The sequence below is a fragment of the Thermobacillus sp. genome (assembly GCF_003390775.1).
Lineage (GTDB): Bacteria > Bacillota > Bacilli > Paenibacillales > Paenibacillaceae > Thermobacillus > Thermobacillus xylanilyticus.
Map to the genome: position 1 here is coordinate 43,551 of NZ_QEWA01000035.1, position 16,613 is coordinate 60,163.

At 61.6% G+C, this 16,613-nt stretch carries 14 protein-coding genes; 1 reads left to right on the top strand and 13 read right to left on the bottom strand.

The window, feature by feature from the left end:
- Window positions 1-8 precede the first annotated feature (8 nt).
- The 4 genes from C6W55_RS08030 to C6W55_RS08045 form a co-directional block, all read right to left on the bottom strand.
- Window positions 9-1,172, bottom strand: a complete 1,164-nt coding sequence (locus tag C6W55_RS08030) for a phosphodiester glycosidase family protein (RefSeq protein ID WP_015253972.1) — start codon at window positions 1,170-1,172, stop codon at window positions 9-11.
- Window positions 1,173-1,350: 178 nt separating this feature from the next.
- Window positions 1,351-4,152 (bottom strand): glycoside hydrolase family 3 protein, encoded by a 2,802-nt coding sequence (locus tag C6W55_RS08035; protein ID WP_015253971.1) that lies wholly within the window; start codon window positions 4,150-4,152, stop codon window positions 1,351-1,353.
- 207 nt (window positions 4,153-4,359) lie between these two features.
- Complete coding sequence (locus tag C6W55_RS08040; RefSeq protein ID WP_286892280.1) at window positions 4,360-4,689, bottom strand: hypothetical protein; 330 nt, start codon at window positions 4,687-4,689, stop codon at window positions 4,360-4,362.
- Between the two features lie 19 nt (window positions 4,690-4,708).
- Window positions 4,709-5,053 carry a winged helix-turn-helix transcriptional regulator gene (locus C6W55_RS08045; protein WP_015253969.1) on the bottom strand — a complete coding sequence of 115 codons (345 nt, stop codon included), beginning with the start codon at window positions 5,051-5,053 and terminating at the stop codon, window positions 4,709-4,711.
- A gap of 122 nt (window positions 5,054-5,175) precedes the next feature.
- Between C6W55_RS08045 and C6W55_RS08050 the strand changes: the two genes are divergently transcribed.
- Window positions 5,176-5,577, top strand: coding sequence for a YybH family protein (locus C6W55_RS08050; protein ID WP_015253968.1), 402 nt, complete (start codon window positions 5,176-5,178; stop codon window positions 5,575-5,577).
- A 15-nt stretch (window positions 5,578-5,592) separates the two neighbouring features.
- On the opposite strand, the gene C6W55_RS08055 is transcribed toward C6W55_RS08050, so the two are convergent.
- The 9 genes from C6W55_RS08055 to sigI form a co-directional block, all read right to left on the bottom strand.
- A complete protein-coding gene (locus tag C6W55_RS08055) occupies window positions 5,593-6,390 on the bottom strand; it encodes an MBL fold metallo-hydrolase (protein ID WP_232427752.1) in 798 nt (265 codons plus the stop codon).
- 58 nt (window positions 6,391-6,448) lie between these two features.
- Window positions 6,449-6,763: a hypothetical protein gene (locus tag C6W55_RS08060; RefSeq protein WP_015253966.1), complete on the bottom strand. Its 315-nt coding sequence runs from the start codon at window positions 6,761-6,763 to the stop codon at window positions 6,449-6,451.
- 19 nt (window positions 6,764-6,782) lie between these two features.
- A complete protein-coding gene (locus C6W55_RS08065) occupies window positions 6,783-7,109 on the bottom strand; it encodes a hypothetical protein (protein WP_015253965.1) in 327 nt (108 codons plus the stop codon).
- Between the two features lie 266 nt (window positions 7,110-7,375).
- Window positions 7,376-9,160, bottom strand: a complete 1,785-nt coding sequence (locus C6W55_RS08070) for an ABC transporter ATP-binding protein (protein ID WP_286892281.1) — start codon at window positions 9,158-9,160, stop codon at window positions 7,376-7,378.
- Between the two features lie 154 nt (window positions 9,161-9,314).
- Window positions 9,315-10,592, bottom strand: coding sequence for an MFS transporter (locus tag C6W55_RS08075; RefSeq protein ID WP_286892282.1), 1,278 nt, complete (start codon window positions 10,590-10,592; stop codon window positions 9,315-9,317).
- Window positions 10,593-10,624: 32 nt separating this feature from the next.
- Window positions 10,625-12,169, bottom strand: coding sequence for a leucyl aminopeptidase (locus C6W55_RS08080; RefSeq protein ID WP_286892283.1), 1,545 nt, complete (start codon window positions 12,167-12,169; stop codon window positions 10,625-10,627).
- Between the two features lie 78 nt (window positions 12,170-12,247).
- On the bottom strand, window positions 12,248-13,621 hold the full coding sequence (locus C6W55_RS08085) for an ATP-binding protein (protein WP_286892284.1): 1,374 nt from the start codon (window positions 13,619-13,621) through the stop codon (window positions 12,248-12,250).
- Between the two features lie 227 nt (window positions 13,622-13,848).
- Window positions 13,849-15,651 (bottom strand): anti-sigma factor domain-containing protein, encoded by a 1,803-nt coding sequence (locus C6W55_RS08090; RefSeq protein WP_286892285.1) that lies wholly within the window; start codon window positions 15,649-15,651, stop codon window positions 13,849-13,851.
- Entirely contained in the window at window positions 15,648-16,463 is an 816-nt protein-coding gene (gene sigI / locus C6W55_RS08095; RefSeq protein WP_286892286.1) for an RNA polymerase sigma factor SigI, read from the bottom strand. The genes C6W55_RS08090 and sigI overlap by 4 nt, the downstream gene beginning before the upstream one ends.
- Window positions 16,464-16,613: the final 150 nt, after the last annotated feature.

Genomic DNA, 16,613 nt, shown 5'->3' on the forward strand with positions numbered 1-16,613 from the left:
CCGGCGGGTCAGCGTTCCAGCTTCACGATGAGCACGTTGCTGAGCAGCCGGCCCGGCGTCGTCACATATTTCCCGTTGTAGTACAGACCGCTCGATGCGCCGCCGTCGAGGTTCATCGCCTGCCAGGCGCCCGCCTGGCGCATGATCTCCGCGAGCTGCGGGATCGTCGCCGCCGGGACCGTGACCAGCATCAGCTTGTGGTCGCGGGTAATGCCGAGGGCGCTTCGCGCTCCGCTGCTGGTCAGAATCTTCGGGTCCCGGAAGCGTTCGCCCTCGACGTCCAGAGTCACTTTGCCGTCCCTCACCAGCCGCGGTCCCGCCTGGATCGCGCCATCGATGTTTCCTTCCCGGATGAGCTCGGGCATATCGCCGCCATCCGCCACTTCCGCCAGGTTGTTCTTGTCATAGATGAACGTGGCGCGGACTTCACCGGTGCCCCGGTTCAGCACTTCGCCGTCGTTCATGATCCATCCGTACGGCATTTTGATGTCCGATTCCGTATAAGCGTCGAAGAACGCGCCGTTGATCGCGACCATTGCACCGTGCCGTTCGGCGATGCTGCTCAGCGCTTCCGTCCGGCCGATCTTGCCGCCGGCCGGCACGACATCGAGCTCGACGCGCGGGTCCATGAGCGAGATCGTGATGATCTGCGCCTTGAACGACTTGCCGCCCACCTTGAACGTGCGTGATTCATGGACGATCGGCGATTTGTCCGTCCGGATCGAGCCGAGCGGCACGACCGGAAGCCGGACATCTCCGTCCTGCTGCGCAATGCGCACCGCATTGATCTCCTTCTGCCATTCGACCGACAGCCCCAGGGCGGTGCCGACGAACCGCAGCGGGACGTAAGTTGCGCCGTCCAGCGCGAACGGCGGCGCGTCAAGCGGCATGGCCTCGCTGCCGATACCGGCTTCGGACCAGCCGAGATGCAGCACGATCTCCTTGCCTTCCCTGCGGAGGACGATCCGCTCCGCCTCCGGCTGCCAGTCGACAGCCGCTCCGGCGTATTCGCCCATCAGCCGCAGCGGGACGAACGTCCTGCCGGTATCCTCATCCAGATAGGCGAATTGTTTCGGTCCGGCCTGAAGGGCCGTGGCCGACGCGGCGAACATGAGACTTGCTGCGACGATTGCTGCTGCGATTTTGTGACATCCGTTTCTGAGATATTCCAATTTCTTCCCACTCCATGTCGTGTGTTGGTGTAGATTGACGGTATATATATCGGAAAATGCTTCCACGAAACTGAGACTTTCTTCCCGTTCGGTCGCCGCTTATGAGGCAAGCCCGCCTTCCGGCCGAGAAAAAAAACCCGGGCATCCGGCAAATGCCGAATCCCGGGCTGTCCAAAAACTACGCTTCAATCGGTTTGAACGCGATCCAATCCACCTGGATGCCCGCCTTGACCGGTTCGACCCTGAGCTCGTAAAGCCCCGCTTCCAGCCGAACCTTCGCCAGTTTCCGCGGAATCCACTGGCCGGCCGTGCCATTCGTCTGCACCGTCGCCGTGAGCCGGCCATTCAGATACACGTTGCACGCGCTCTGGGCCGTGAAGAACTCCGGCGACATGACGCCCGCCAGCATCCGGTATTCGCCGGACCGGCTGATCGAAAGCCACGCCGGGCCGTCCGCGGGCAGCTTGATCTGATGCTGCCCGTCAGCCGACTGCACCTTATCCGGCGAAGGCGCCTGCGCGGGATCGGCCGGAGAAGCTTCGAACGTCTTCTCGGGCTCCTGCTTGCGCCGGAACACCGGCGCCTGCATCAGGAAGCGGAGGATGTTCAGGGCGCTGCGCTGCAGTTCGCCGCGCGTCAGCTTGCCGGCCGCCAGCGCTTCCATCGTATTGTCGCCCATCGCGTTCGTCTCCGCGCCGTAGTTCGGCACGACCATGTACAGGTCGTTCTGCGCGCGCACCATGGCCGCCGTATTCTGCCGGCTGGATTCGCCGCCTTCCACGGGATCGTTCATGCTCGCCCACCAGTCGGTCATGACGATGCCCTCAAATCCCCATTCTCCGCGCAGAATCGTCGTGTTCAGATCGTAGTTCGACGCCGTCCAGACGCCGTTGACCGGATTGTAGGCCGTCATGATCGCGTTCGCGCCGCCCTGCTTCACCGCGATTTCGAAGCCGCGCAAATACAGTTCGCGCAGCGCGCGTTCCGAGACGACCGCGTTGACCTTCGTCCGATATTTCTCCTGGTTGTTGCAGGCGAAATGCTTCAGCGTCGCATTCGAGCCGCCGCGCATGATGCCCCGCACGCAGGCCGCGCCGAACAGGCCCGTCACGAGCGGATCTTCCGAGAAATATTCGAAGTTCCGGCCGTTCAGCGGGTTGCGCCGCAGGTTCATGCCGGGACCGAGCAGCACGTCGATGTCGTTGCTGACCAGTTCCTTGCCTTCGAGCACGTACAGCTCTTCCACCAGTTCAACATCCCAGGTGGCCGCCAGCAGCGTGCCGATCGGCACCTGCGTCGCCTGGTGCCCGCTGTCCATGCGGATGCCCGACGGGCCGTCGGCCGTGCAGCCGATCGGCACGCCGAACTTCTGGAACAGCCGGTCGCTCAGGCCGCCGAAGGCGGAAGCCGTGCCCGGCGTAACCAGCGGGTTGATCATGCCTTCGCCGCGGACGAGGACGGCCAGGTCTTCGTCGGTCAGCTGGGCGACGAAGTCTTCCAGGCTCACCTTGCCCGCCTCGACATCCCGCAGCGTATAGCCGCGGTCGCCGGCATACGGAATCGGCTCGGGCAGCCGCTCACGGATCCGCTCGGCGAGCGAAATGCGGCGCGTCGGCACCTCTTCGTATGCCAGCTCATACGTGCCGTCCGCCTTGCGCGCCCCCGGCTTCATCCGCTTGAACGGTTCGGTCGGCGCCAGCGCTTCCTCGAGCTGTTCCACGACAACGAGCTCGGGCACGGTATAGCCTTCCCCGCCCTCGAAGCGGACGGGGGCCGCGTCCCGGACGCTCGTCCCGGCATGCAGGACGTATGTCCCCGCTTCCAGCACGTAGGCGGACCGGTGCCCCGTCGCGCCGCCGTCGTCGTAGGCGGCCATTCGGCGCACCGGGAACTCGAGCACGAGCCGCTCCGACTCGCCGGGCCCCAGCAGCCGCGTCTTTGCAAACGCTGCCAGTTCGCGCGCCGGCCGGCCCAGCTTGCCCTGCGGCGCTTCGTAATAAAGCTGCACGACCTCCCGCCCCGCGTATTCCGTGCCGGTGTTGGTGACGGTGACGCCCAGGGAGATTCTTTTTTCTCCGTCCCGGATGGCCAGTCTCGCCTCTTCGGGCTCGATCCGGAACGTCGTGTAGGAGATGCCGTACCCGAACGGGAACAGCACCTTGTCCGGACAGAATGTCTCGAAATAGCGGTACCCGACGTAGATATCTTCCTGGTAATAATTCCGGAACTCGTCCCCGTAATTGCGCGTCGACGGGTAATCGTCGATCGACCGGGCGATCGTGTCGGTCAGCTTGCCGCTCGGCGTCACATCGCCCGCGAGCACATCGGCGATCGCGTTGCCGCCTTCCATCCCGCCGTGCCATGCGTAGATGACGCACGGGATCGGATGCTTGAAGCGCCCGCTGTCCAGCCAGCTCATGTCGATGATGTTCGACACGTTGAGCACGACGGCCGTCTGCTCGAAATGCGCCGTCACCCGCTCCAGCATCGCCAGCTCGTCATCGGTCAGCAGCCAGCTTCCCGGTTCGATGACGTTGTCCTTGTCCTCGCCCGCCGTCCGGCCGATGACGACGACCGCCTTGTTCGACACGGCCCGGGCGGCCGCCACCAGTTCGTCCGTCAGCGGCATTTCCTTCTGATGCCACGGCTCGGCCGCCCATCCGCCGCCGCCGTTGTCGAACGGGTTCTCCCCGATCCACCGCGCATAGACGGACGCCAGCTCCTCGTTGACGCGAATCTGCTTCTTGCTCCGGAGGCCGTCCAGCAGATTCGTCGTGTACGGCACGTTCACGCTGCCGCCCGATCCGGTGCCGCTGCGGTAATAGTCAATTTGGCATCGTCCGAATACGGCGACGTTGTCGCCCGGCCGAAGCGGCAGCACCTGTCCGTCGTTCTTCAGCAATACCGCGCCTTCCGCCGCGACCTTCCGACAGAATTCGGCGAATCCCGGCAGCGGGATGCCGTATTTTGCTGTGTCCAAAGCTGCCCCTCCCTGAATCATCTGTATCGTTCGGATCAATTATAACAGATTTTTGAGGCCGTCACGGAAGCGCCATTTTATATTGGGGAATGCAACAATTCATTGAAAAACACCGCGATCTCCTGGTCGTTGATCTTGCAGGCCTAGAAAGGATGAAAGGCCGTGATCAGGGTGTCCCCGCTTGATGTGTATTGAATTCGAACCTCATCACGGGAGCCCAGACGGAACACGATCCCAAATTGACGCTGGCACTATGACCTTCGGCATCGGCCAGCCATGCGTGTCTTTCGGAAGCCACATCATTGTACCAGTCCATGATGCGTTCAATCTGATCCTGTTCCAGGTCGATCTCCAGAAACCGGATGGTGGAATCTCCGGCTTGTTCGAATCCTGTCTTGCCCTCGCTGATTTTCGCATGTGCTCGTATTGCAGCAACGGCAGCGGCCCGCTCTGCTCTTGCATGCCTTCGCCGTTCATGCAGCCGGCGGTTGCCATGATGGCAGCGGCGACGAGCGCAAGCAGGAACGCTTTTTTCACGCTTCTCCTCTCCTTCCGATCATTTCTCCACTGCTTCATTCTTCCGCAACGAAATATACCGCTCCCCGACGCCGACCAATTGCTCCAGCACGGGCTCCAGGCTTCTCCCGAAATCGGTCAGGCTGTACTCCACCTTCGGGGGAACGGTCGGGTAAACGGTGCGTTCCACAATGTTGTCGGCTTCCAATTCCCGAAGTTGCGTCGTCAGCACATGCCGGGACATGCCGGGGATGAGCCGCTGAAGCTCGCTGAATCGCCTCGTCTGCCCGAGCAGCTCATGGATGATCCGGGGCTTCCATTTCCCGCTGATCATGTGCAGCGCCTCTTCGACCGGACAGCCGTACACCCCGCCCTGATAAGGCATTACTTCACGCCTCCCGCGGTCAGCTTTTGCTGACTGAGTCAACATATTCTGCGTACTTCCCGGGTTGATCAAAATCAGATACACTTGCAAACGACAACATGCCATTGAAGGAGGCGTCCGGCATGAATCCATCCGCTCAACCGAAACCGGTCATGAATCCGGAAGACATGAACGCCGCGTTTGCGGAAGCCTGCAACTCCGGCAGCATCGACAACCTGCTCGCATTGTACGAACCCGATGCCGTACTGGTTCAACCGGACGGCAATCCGCTTCGGGGAACCGGACAGATTCAGATTGAGCTTGAGGATTTGCTGCGGCAGAACGGCCGCATGGAATCCCGCAACGTCCACTGCATCCGCTTCGAAAACATCGCCTTGCTGCGCGGGCACTTTGTCTTTCGGGCCGAAGGTCCGGACGGCCGTCCGATTCGAATCGAGGGCTATACCTCGGAAATCGTCAGACGGCAGCCGGACGGCACCTGGCGCTATATCGTCGACCATCCCTTCGGCGGCGGCCAGCCGTAACACGCCGGCCATGATTCAGATTCCAAGCTCGCCGCGGATGCGCTCCTGGTTCTTCCGGTGATCGTCCCGCATGTTCCGCGGATAGGCGTAACCATCGATCAGCGCGTCGATTGCCGCCTGGTCGCCCTCCCTGACCAACTCCCTGAGACGCGCGATGTACGCGATGTCCCTGTCCCGCCTCCGCCGGATTTCATTGACGTCCGATGTGCAGGATCCGTGCCCGGGGATCAGCAGGCTCACCCGATGCCGCCCGAGGATCGGCTCCGCCTTCGCCAGCGTCTCCTCGTACAGCAGGCTGCTGTGATGAATGAACGGAAACTCGACATCGGACAGATAATCTCCCGCGATCCAGACGCCGAGCGGCTCGACGATCGTGAACAGTCCGTCCGGGTTGTGGCCCGGGCTTTGGTAGAAGACGAGCCGCGTCCCACCGATGTCCAGCGTAGCGCCGTCGCCGGAGATGACGTGATCGACGGCCGGGTAAGCGATCGGATAGTCCCGGTCAAGGTAATAGCCGTCGTCGAAGGCGCGGATCTCTTCGAGGATTGCTTCCCGTTCGTTCCCGGGCTTGGCCGCGAAGCTTTCGCTCGCGATGACAGAAGCGCCGGGGAAGGCGCCCCAGCCGAGAATATGGTCGAAATCCGAGTGGGTGAACAGCAGATACACCGGCCGTCCGGCCCGGATGTCCCCGACATGCGCCCGGATCCGCTCCACCTCTCCCGGCAGCCAGCACGGGTCGACGACCAGCACCATATCTTCAGTCGCGATCACCGCGGCGTTCGTCTTGTACAATGCGCTCTGAAAAAGATCCACCGATGTACGGCTTTCTCCCACTCCGTTCACGCTCCGATCCGCTTTCTGGCATTTTCTTTCAATTTACCACCCGAAAAGCGGATCCGTCCACTTTGTAATGCCGGGACGCCCAGGCGACACCCAATGCGGGCAGGCCGTCAGACATGAGATATGGATTGTTGAGCAAGGCGGCCTCGGGTACGACGCTCAGGTAAGCTTTCAGCGCCGCAGCGTTCGCGTCGCTATCCAGAATGCCCGCAGTCGCCTCGTACTGGGCCGGGAACGAACCGCCCAGATTTTCGATGAAGGGCTGCGCCGTTTCCAGATCGGACGTCAGCAACACCTGTGCGTTCGCATCCACAAGCGTCCGGACAAGCTCGCCGAACTCCGTCATCGTCCATCCTTCCATCGGCTCAGATCCATTCCGCCAGACTGACGACCTGATCCTGCGCCAAGGTCCGGGCTTCTGCGGGCGTCATCTCGATGATGTCCGGCTGCCATTCCGCCGTGCTCTCCAGCAACGTCTTCACGGTCTTCGTGTTCCCCAAAAAAATAGTCCAGATCCAGCACTTCAATCTCCACATTCGTTCCCTCTCCTTCGTCTCAGCCCCTCCGAGCAGCGCCACCCTGAGCGTGCCGCTCAGATTGCTTTTTTCATCCTGCCTGATGCCGGGCAGCGCCGACTGGCATGCCGTCAGGAACAACAAACAGGCAACCGCAACGGCCGTCCGCTTTCTCATGTTCTTTGCATCCCCTTTGCAATCATCTGATGTGGGATTTGCCGGAGGAACGACAATGATGCAATAACTAAAAGTGCTTTCAACACTGTAAAAGCCGTATGCGATTTGCATGATGAATCGTCTTTTGTTATTGCGTTAAACCTAAAAATTTGCAAGGTTTGGTTCCATATTGGACACACGACCATTCTCACGCTTCACACAAACTAAAAAAGTCCGGAAATACAGGATTAACATCCCTGTATTTTCCGGACTTCGCCGAACGATTGTCACGCCTGCAGCTGTTTCAATTGATAGAACTCCCCGCGCCGCTGCATCAGCTCTTCGTAGCTGCCGACTTCCTGGATGCGGCCGTTCTTCATGACGACGATCCGGTCGGCGTCGCGTATCGTCGACAGCCGGTGCGCGACGATGAACGTCGTCCGGCCGCGGATCAGTTCGCGCATCGCCTTCTGGACGACGAACTCCGAGATGTTGTCGAGCGCGGAGGTCGCTTCGTCGAGGAAGATGATGCGCGGATTGCGGATCATCGCGCGCGCAATCGCGATCCGCTGCCGCTGGCCGCCGGACAGCTTGCCGCCGTGCTCGCCGATCATCGTGTCCAGCCCGTCGGGCATGGCGGCGATGACGTCCTGCAGGTTCGCCATCCGGATGACGCGCTCGAGCTCTTCCTCCGACACATTCGTAAGACCATACGTGATGTTCTGGCGGATCGTGCCGGAGAAGAGCACCGTGTTCTGCGGCACGACCGCGATCTGGCGGCGGTAGGCGCGCATGTCCAGCTCGTCGAACGGCACGCCGTCGAGCAGGATGCGGCCGTTCGTCGGCCGGTAGAAGCCGATCGCCAGATTGAGCACGGTCGACTTGCCCGCGCCGGATTCGCCGACGAGCGCGATCGTCTCGCCGGGCTTCACGTGCAGCGTGAAGCCGTTCAGCACGTGTTTGTCCGTATCTTTGTAGTGGAAGTGGACGTTCTCGAAGCGGAATTCGCCGCGGATGTTGTCCGGCACCTTCGTGCCCTGATACTCGTCCGTCTCGGTCGAGGCGAGCACTTCGGTGACGGAGTGGATCGACTCGAAACCTTTGGCGAACTGCGGATAGACGTTGATCAGGTTGCTGATCGACATCATGATCGTGCCGAACAGCCCCTGGTACATGACGACGTCACCGATCTGGATCCGGCCCTGATAAGCCAGCATGCAGGTGAACGTGAGACAGATGACCTGGAACAGCGTGAACGTCACCCAGCCCGAGGCGCCGAACACCGCTTCCGTGATGTCGAGCCGGTACCCCTTGCCGCGCAGATTGACGAGCGTGCCGTTCACCTTCTCGATCTCGATGTCCTCGAGCCCGTGCGCCTTCGTCACCGGCAGCATCTCGACCGACTCGGCCACGGCGCCGGACATTTCCTCGATCTGCCGCCGGAAGTCCCGATTGCGCTGGCGGATTTTGTTCCGGAAGAAATAGACGAGTCCGCCCGCGAACGGCAGCAGCACGATGAACAGCGAGGCGACGGCCAGGCTCGTGGCGGCCGCGATCGTCACGGCGGCGATGATGTTCAGGATCGCCGGCACGAACGAATACATGACCTGCTTGCTGAGCAGCTCGATCTGCTCGACGTCGCGCAGCACTTTCGCCTGCATTTTGCCCGAGCGTAGCTCGCTGTGATACGACATGGACAGATGCTGCAGCTTCCGCATCATCGTGCCGCGCAGCCCGGCTTCCATCAGCCGCGAGGAGCGGCTCATGAAGCTGACATGCAGCGTCTGCGTGGCGATGTTCTGCAGCACGACCACGAACAGGACGGCCGCGTCGATCCAGAACCACTTCAGATCGGCATCCGGCTTGCTGATGATGTTGATCATGTCCGCGGTGAGCACCGACATGATCCATACGGGCGAATGTTTGATGATGAAAAAGAGAAGCGACAGCAGCAGATTGATGCGCTGTCCCCGATAAAGCCTCCACAACGTCCTGAACGGCCGGCCCTTGCGGCCGCCCGCGTCCATGAACACGCGTTCGAAATCAGGCGTTTCCTTGCTCCGTATGCCCATGCTGCCTCCCGCTCCATAATCGCGATGCCGTTCTCTGTCCGGAATCCTTCGCACAATTGTCACAATACGAGTCCCATTTTACCCCCGGTGCGCCTGCGCGTCTACTGCACAAGTCTCAGAAATCATGGATAAAATGCATGAAAATCCGCAAAAATCACCGGGAACGCCGGGAAGCCGACAGAATGAACGGTCCCGCTCCCGTCAGCGCCATCATGATCAGTCCCGTGAACATCGAGACGCCGTACTGTCCCATCCAGGCCGGACCATCGGCAATGGCGTCGTAAAGGATGCCGCCGATGAGCGGCCCGACGAACCCCATAAGTCCGGTGGCCGCCGCGAATACGGCGATATACATCGGCCGGTCCGCCTTCGGCGTATCGCCGATCAGGAAGGTGAAGTTCAGCAGATTGTATCCGCCCTGTCCGATCCCGAGGGCAACGTGGACCAGCACCAGCACGGCGAGCACGGGCAGGAACGCAAGCCCTGCCCACAGCAGGCACGCGAGCGCGATGAACGGCAGGCTGCACAGAAGCAGCTTGAAGGCCGGATACCGTGCGTTCAGGCTTCCCCAGGCGTAGTAGCTGATCATCATGACGATCATCTGGACGGTCGTGACGACCGTAACCGCCGTGTAGCTGACCCCGAGTATATCCAGCATGACGTAGGAGAACAGCGGGACGGCCGCGTTCTGGATCAGGATGAACAGCGCGATGAATCCGGTCGCGGTCATGAACGCCCGGTCGCGGACCGGCTTCAGCAGCCGGCCGACGCCGGATGTCTCCTGCGATTTCTCAAACGGCAGATTCGGATAGCGGAGCAGCATGATTCCGTTCCATACCGTGCAGATTGCCGCCGTCAAGTACAGGATGGCGAATCCGGCGCCCGGGGAACCGGCGCTTTCCAGAATTTGACCCGACAGGAGCAGCGCGATGCTGGCGAACGCCCAGTGCACCGTATTCCGCACGCCGAAATAGCGTCCGCGCACCTGCGCAGGGACCATGTCGCTCATGAGCGAAGACCAGACGACGCCGCTCACGGCGGCGCTGATGAACGAGCAGGCGAACAGCGCGACGAATGCCGGCACGCGCGCCGGCACCGGCAGCAGCACGGGAATCAGTCCGGTCAGCACCCAGAACATCCGGTGCAGAATCCCGGACAGCGCCATCCAGAATTTCCGGTTCTCCATCCGTTGCATGAAGAACGCGGCGAACACCTGCACGATGTTCGCGAGCGACTGGATGGCGAGCACGAGGCCGACCGCCGTCGACCCCGCCTTCAAATAAAGAAGGAAGGCGGTCAGAATCGGACCGCCCAGAATGTTGCCGATGATCGTGGCGGGAATGCCCTCGATCACCGACGTCTGCAGCCAGCGGCGCTGCTCGGTGGCGTTCCGCCGGAAGCGGAACGCCTTCAGAAACGCAATCTGCGGCATATCGATGCTCCTTCTCGGGTGTTACGTCTTCGTCATGCCGTTGTCCGAGCCGCTCCGAGCTGCAGTACATATTCGGCCAGCGTCCGCGTCATGACGCCGGTTGCCCCCTTCATGTCCCAGCCTCTGTCCTTGAACAACCAGGCGGTTCCGCCGATGTCCAGGTGAATCCACGGCAGTCCGTCGGCGAATTCGCCGATGAACAGCCCGCCCGTAATCGTGCCGGCATGGCGGCCGCCGCTGTTCTTCAGATCGGCGGCATCGCTCTCGAGTTGTTTGCGGTATTCCGGCCAGGACGGCAGCTGCCAGATCCGCTCGCCCGTCCTGCGGCTAGCTTCGATCAGTTCGGCGAGGAACGCGTCGTCGTTCGTCACCGCGCCGGTCGCGACGTCGCCGAGGGCGACCATGACGGCGCCGGTCAGCGTCGCCACGTCGATGAGCCGGGTCGCGCCGCGCCGGATGGCGGTCGTCAGCCCGTCGGCCAGCACGAGCCGGCCTTCGGCGTCGGTGTTGACGACTTCGACCGTCCGGCCGCTCATCGTCTTGAGCACGTCGCCGGGCTTCAGCGCCCGGTCCGACGGCATGTTCTCCGCCGCCGGAATGACGGCGACGACGTTGACGGCGGGTTTCGCCTCGGCGATCACCCGCATCGCGCCGAGCACCGCAGCGGCGCCGGCCATGTCGGAGATCATCTCCTCCATGCCGTCCGCGCGCTTGAGCGAAATGCCCCCGGTGTCGAACGTGATGCCTTTGCCGATGAGGCCAAGCTTCTCCTTCGCATCCGGCGCGCCTTCATAGTGCAGGACGATCATGCGCGGCGGATTGGCGCTACCCTGGCCGACGCCGAGCAGCCCGCCCATCTCCAGCTCCGCCGCAGTCCATTCATCGATCACTTCGATGTCGAGCTCAAATTCGTTGGCCAGCGCTTCAGCTTCGAGCGCCAGCATCTCCGGCGTCAGCATGTTGCCCGGCAGATTCGTGAGCCGGCGGGCATAGGCGACCGCTTCGCCGAACATCCGTCCCCGGCGCATGCCCGCCTGAAACGCCTCCGCCGAAGGGTCCGCCGCCGGTTCCGCGGGTGCGAACACGACGCGCAGCTTCGGCTCCTCCGGCTGCTCCCGGCGCTGCGGCACGCGGGCGGCGGCGCCGAGCATGAAGCCTTCCGCCAGCGCCTGCGCGCGGAGCCGCACCGCCTCCTCCGCGTCTTTCTCCGCCCCGCCCTTCAGCAGTTCCGGGCCGATGAGGACGCAGATGTTCTCCGTCTTGAGCTGCTTGCAAGCTTTCGCCGCGGCCGCTCCCGCCTGGCGCAGCGCATCGGCCGTACCGTCGCCGATGCCCGCGAGCACGACATATCCGGCTTTCATCGTCCCGAGCGTCGGGAAGGTCTGGGTGCCGCCCGCCTCGCCCTTGAACAGGCCGGACGTTCGGAACCGGCCGATCGCTTCCGCCAGTGCGGGGGGAAGCGGGCCGTCAGCCTTGCCGGCTGCCTCTCCGGCTTCCGGTCCCGCGAAGACGACGGCCGTCCCGGCAGATTCCAGCGCTTCCTGCAGACCGCTTGTATAATGAAATTCGATTCCCAAGATCCATCCTCCAAACCGCAATGCTTTGCCCATCCCATGAAAAGCAAAAGAATCGGGCGCTAACCCGATTCTAATGCTTTAATCCACCGAAGGCAAATAGATCTTGAACTCCGTTCCTTCGCCCGGACGGCTGTTCACCCGGATCGTTCCGCCGTGATTTCGGATGATGCGGTAGCTGACCGAAAGTCCCAGCCCGGTACCCTGTTGTTTCGTCGTGAAGAACGGATCGAACAGGCGGCTCATCGTCGACTGGTCCATCCCTTTGCCGTTGTCGCGGACGGCAATCTCGACGAATGCGCCGTCTTTCCGTGCGATGATGTCGATGCGCCCGCTCCTTGCGCCGCCGAGTTCGGTGATCGCATCGAGCGCGTTCTTGACGATGTTCAGCATCACCTGCTTGATCTGCTTGACATCGATCGATACTTTCGCCTGTGCGTCGTACGCTTCAAGATGCATCTGGCAGCCTCGCATGATCGCTTCGCTCTCCGACAGCAGCATGACTTCCTTCAGCAGCGATTCAATGGTGACGATCTGCGCCATCGGTGCGGAAGGCTTGCTCGAGTTGAGAAATTCATAGATGATGTCGTTCGCGCGGTCGATCTCGTCGAGGATGATGCACGCGTATTCCTCTTTGCCGAGCGTCATCAGATGCGGCCTGAGCAGTTGAATGAAGCCGCGGATCGACGTGAGGGGATTGCGGATCTCGTGCGCGATGGATGCCGCGATTTTGCCGAGCATGGCGAGCTTGTCGTTCTGATAGGCCGTCTGCTCGATCTGCTTGAACTCGGACACATCCTTGACACTGACCAGATATTGGCCGTCCAGTTGGTCGCCGTACGTGATGGTGATGAGCAGATGGCGCCCCTGCGCGTCCTGCATTTCGAAATACCGGGAGCGCTTCAGCACCATTTCCTTGCAAATCCGGAGAATCATCCGTTTGACGGAACGCTTGAGCTGCGGGTGGAAAAGAATATTGCGCAGGTTGCAGCCTGCAAGCGTTTTCCTCGGAACGTCGAGCAACTTCGCCACCTGCAGATTGATGAAGGACAGCGTGCCTTCGCTGTCAAACAGAGCGATGCCGCAATCCATGTGCTGCAGAACGCTTTCATACTTGTTTTTGACATCAACAACCGAGCGGCGCGAGCGGTTTAGCTGCTCCTTCATTTCCGTGTACCATTCAAACGTCGGTCCGGTTTGCAGTTTCTTGCCGCGGAAAGCCGTCATGGTTTCAATTAGAAACGGAAACGACCGGTCATAGATGCCAAGCGCTTCCTCCGGCTCCGCATTGGCAATCAGCATCTGTACGGCGGCGTGGTGCATCGCGACGATATCTTCCGGCTGAACCCCCTCCAATGTACGGCCCAATTCGACCGCATTCTGAAGCGAGACCGGCGATTCGGTTCGCAAATAGGCTGCAAGCGCGGGAAAATAACGCCTGCTGGTCGACAACATCAAACCGCCCTCCTCCGCATTCCGGACGGAAAAGTCGGCACCTGGGCTAAGGGTTCCACCCGCCATCCAAACCAATCGGCATCGCCTCCGTTGTTGATCCTGGATGCGCAGTCATTCCAAACCTCGGTTACCCTAATCATAGAGACGGGCATGACAGCGTGTCAACCGAAGAGTTTGTCGATTTGTGTGGTCGCTTAAGCCGTTTCTTCCTTCCTGGTCCGGGCCGCTCATTGCCGCCTGGGACCCGGACCTTCGCCTCCGGCATAAGCGGCGGAATCTGCTCCGGACCGCATAAATCCGGCCATTTGAACATCCCGGGAGCCGGGTCGATCGTCCTGCTGCCGTTCCGCCTTCCGCTCGCCTGCTCCGTCATGCCGGCCGCGGGAATTTTGTCCATAACTCCGATATTTGTCGTTTGAGCTCCTTTTCTGTTGATACTGCTCCTGTTGTTTTTGCCGATTCTGCTCTTGCTCCTTCTGCTGTTTCTGATCTTGTCGATTCTGCTGTTTTTGCTCTTGCTGTTTTTTCTGCTCCTGCTGTTTCTGCTTCATCTGTTCCTGCTGTTCCCGTTGTTTCTTCTGTTCCTGACGCTTCTCCCGCTCCTGCTGTTGCCTCAGCTCTTGCAGCTTCTTATGTTCCTGTTTTTTCTGTTCTTGCTGTATCTTCTCCTCCTGCTGCTTCTGTTGCTTCCGGCCGGCTGTCTGCTGCTCCGCTGTGCGCGCGGACGACGATGCCTCGCGCTGCAGCCAATCCGGCGTCTGCCGTTCCGGCTTGCGATCGTTCGACACGGTGTCGCGCTGATTCCGGCCGGCCGTCTGCTCCGCCTTCCAGGCCGCCAGCCATGCGGACTGTCCCGCGGACTGCCGGACTTTCTCCGCTTTCTCCACGGACTTCTTCGCCTTGCCGGCCTTCTCATTCGACCGGTATGCCTGCTTGTCCTTCTTGCCGGCGTTTGGCGACGCCTTATTGCCTGCGTCCGCGGAAGCCTTCTTCCCGGCGTTCGCCGATGCCGCCTTTCCATTGCCTGAACCCGCGGAATTATTCTGCGCTTTCACCGCCTCTTTGGCCAGCAGTTCGGCGAGTTCGCGTTTCCGCTCTTCGTCCGACTGCCCGTCGCCGAGCAAGCCGGAGATGCCGCCGTACGGTTCGACCGCCTGCCGGATCGATCCCTTCTTGAGGTCATCCAGCGAGATCGGCAGCCCCTGTTTTTCCGCCAGCAGATAGACCGCCATCTTGCCCGGCGATACGCCGTTCGCCTGCGCCGTCTCCCGCAGTTCGCCCGGAGCGCGAACGATCGTCACCTCAATGTTTTGCGCGGAAGCCGCATCCGGGTTGCTCCTCAAGGCCGGACCCGTTGCATCGGGTGCATCCGCAGCCGCTCCCGATCCCGCTTGCGATCCCGATCCGGATCCCGATCCGGAATCTGATCCGTAATCCGATCCCGGATCTTCAGCAACCGTCCCGGCTGTGACCGTCCCCTCATTCGCGACGGAACGCTGCGCCGCCGCATGGACGGCCTGATCGATCTCCTGCATCAGTTCCTCTTCGAAATGCTCGGCCGTGCCCGCCGCCATGCTGGTGACGAACACTTCGCCGCCGTCCTGCAAATATTGCGCTTCCTCCGCGTTGCGAATGATGTCCGCCGCAACCTCGCCGACCGGCCTTTTCCTGTATTCGACGCCTTCGATCACCCGCTCGCCGTCCGGATTGAGCGCTTGGAGCTCAACGACGCTGCGGCGCTTGTCCACGCCGATCTCGACACTCGGATTGATGTCGATCGCCACATAGGCCGCGACCTTCGGTTCGTCGAAAATCGACAGCCTCGGCAGCGCGAAAGCCATAAGGAGCAGAACGGCGGCCGCGGTGGCGGTAAGCAGGAGCCGTCGGTGCAATGCCTCTCGGCGCAGCAGCGAAAAGCCGATCTCCTCGCCGACCTCTCCCGGGCTGCCGGGCACTTCCACGAATTCGCCTTCCGGCGTCAGGACGACCAGGCTGCGCCGATTCGCGGCCATGACGATTCCCCTTCTCACGATCCCACCTCCCTCGATGCCGCCGCTTCCTGCACGGCCGGCTGTAAATAGGACTGCAACAACGGAAAGTCGCCCGACAGAATCAGGGCGGTCGCCATGATATATTTCCGGTTTCGCTCAAGCGTCTTGCGCGATACCTGGCAGTATTCCATCAGTTCCTTGATCGGCAGACGGCCGTGCCGCTCCATGACGGCCATCAGTTCGGGCCGGCTCGCCAGCTCCGCGCTGATGCCGAGCAGCATGGCGCGGGAGTCGGCATGCCGGGGCGACCGGTCAGCGAGATCGGTGAACGAGATGCCGCATCGCTCAAGCCGCTCGGCCAGCGCTTCGATCTCCAGCCGACGGGATTCCGACAGCCGCTCGGAGACATACGCGTCCATCGCGCCTGCCGTCTCCGCGGCGTTCACGGGCGATTCGCCGCCCTGCTCGCCTTCGAAGGCGCTCATTGGCAGAGACCGGGCGTGGCGCTGCTCCTTGCGGACATAGTCGATCAGACGTCTGCGGATGACCGTGTCGGCGAAGCCGAGGAACGATTTTCCGGCGTTGTCATCATAGCCGTCGATCGCCTCATTGAACGCGGCAAGGGCGATGCTGTATTCGTCATCGCGCGACGGATCGATATATCGTTTGCAGAAGCGGCTTGCCGCTTTGGCGATATAGGGGCGGTAGTCCGCGATGAACGATTCGCGGAGCGCGTCGTCCCCTGCCCGGATGCGGGCCACGACCGTCTCCGGCGGTGCCTGCGCGCCATCCCGCGCGCTTCCGCCGGATCCGGGCTTGCCGAACAGCCGCTTGATCAGTAGAAGTAACAACCGCTCCACCTCTAATCAGACAATCTTCGCGGGCCCGTCCATTTTTCGGAGGGTACATGCAAAAAACGGCTGTCGACGTCCGCTTTGGAAGGCGTACCATCTCCCGGAGCAAAAAAACAGCCTCCTTGCGGGAGGCTGTCGTAACGGATG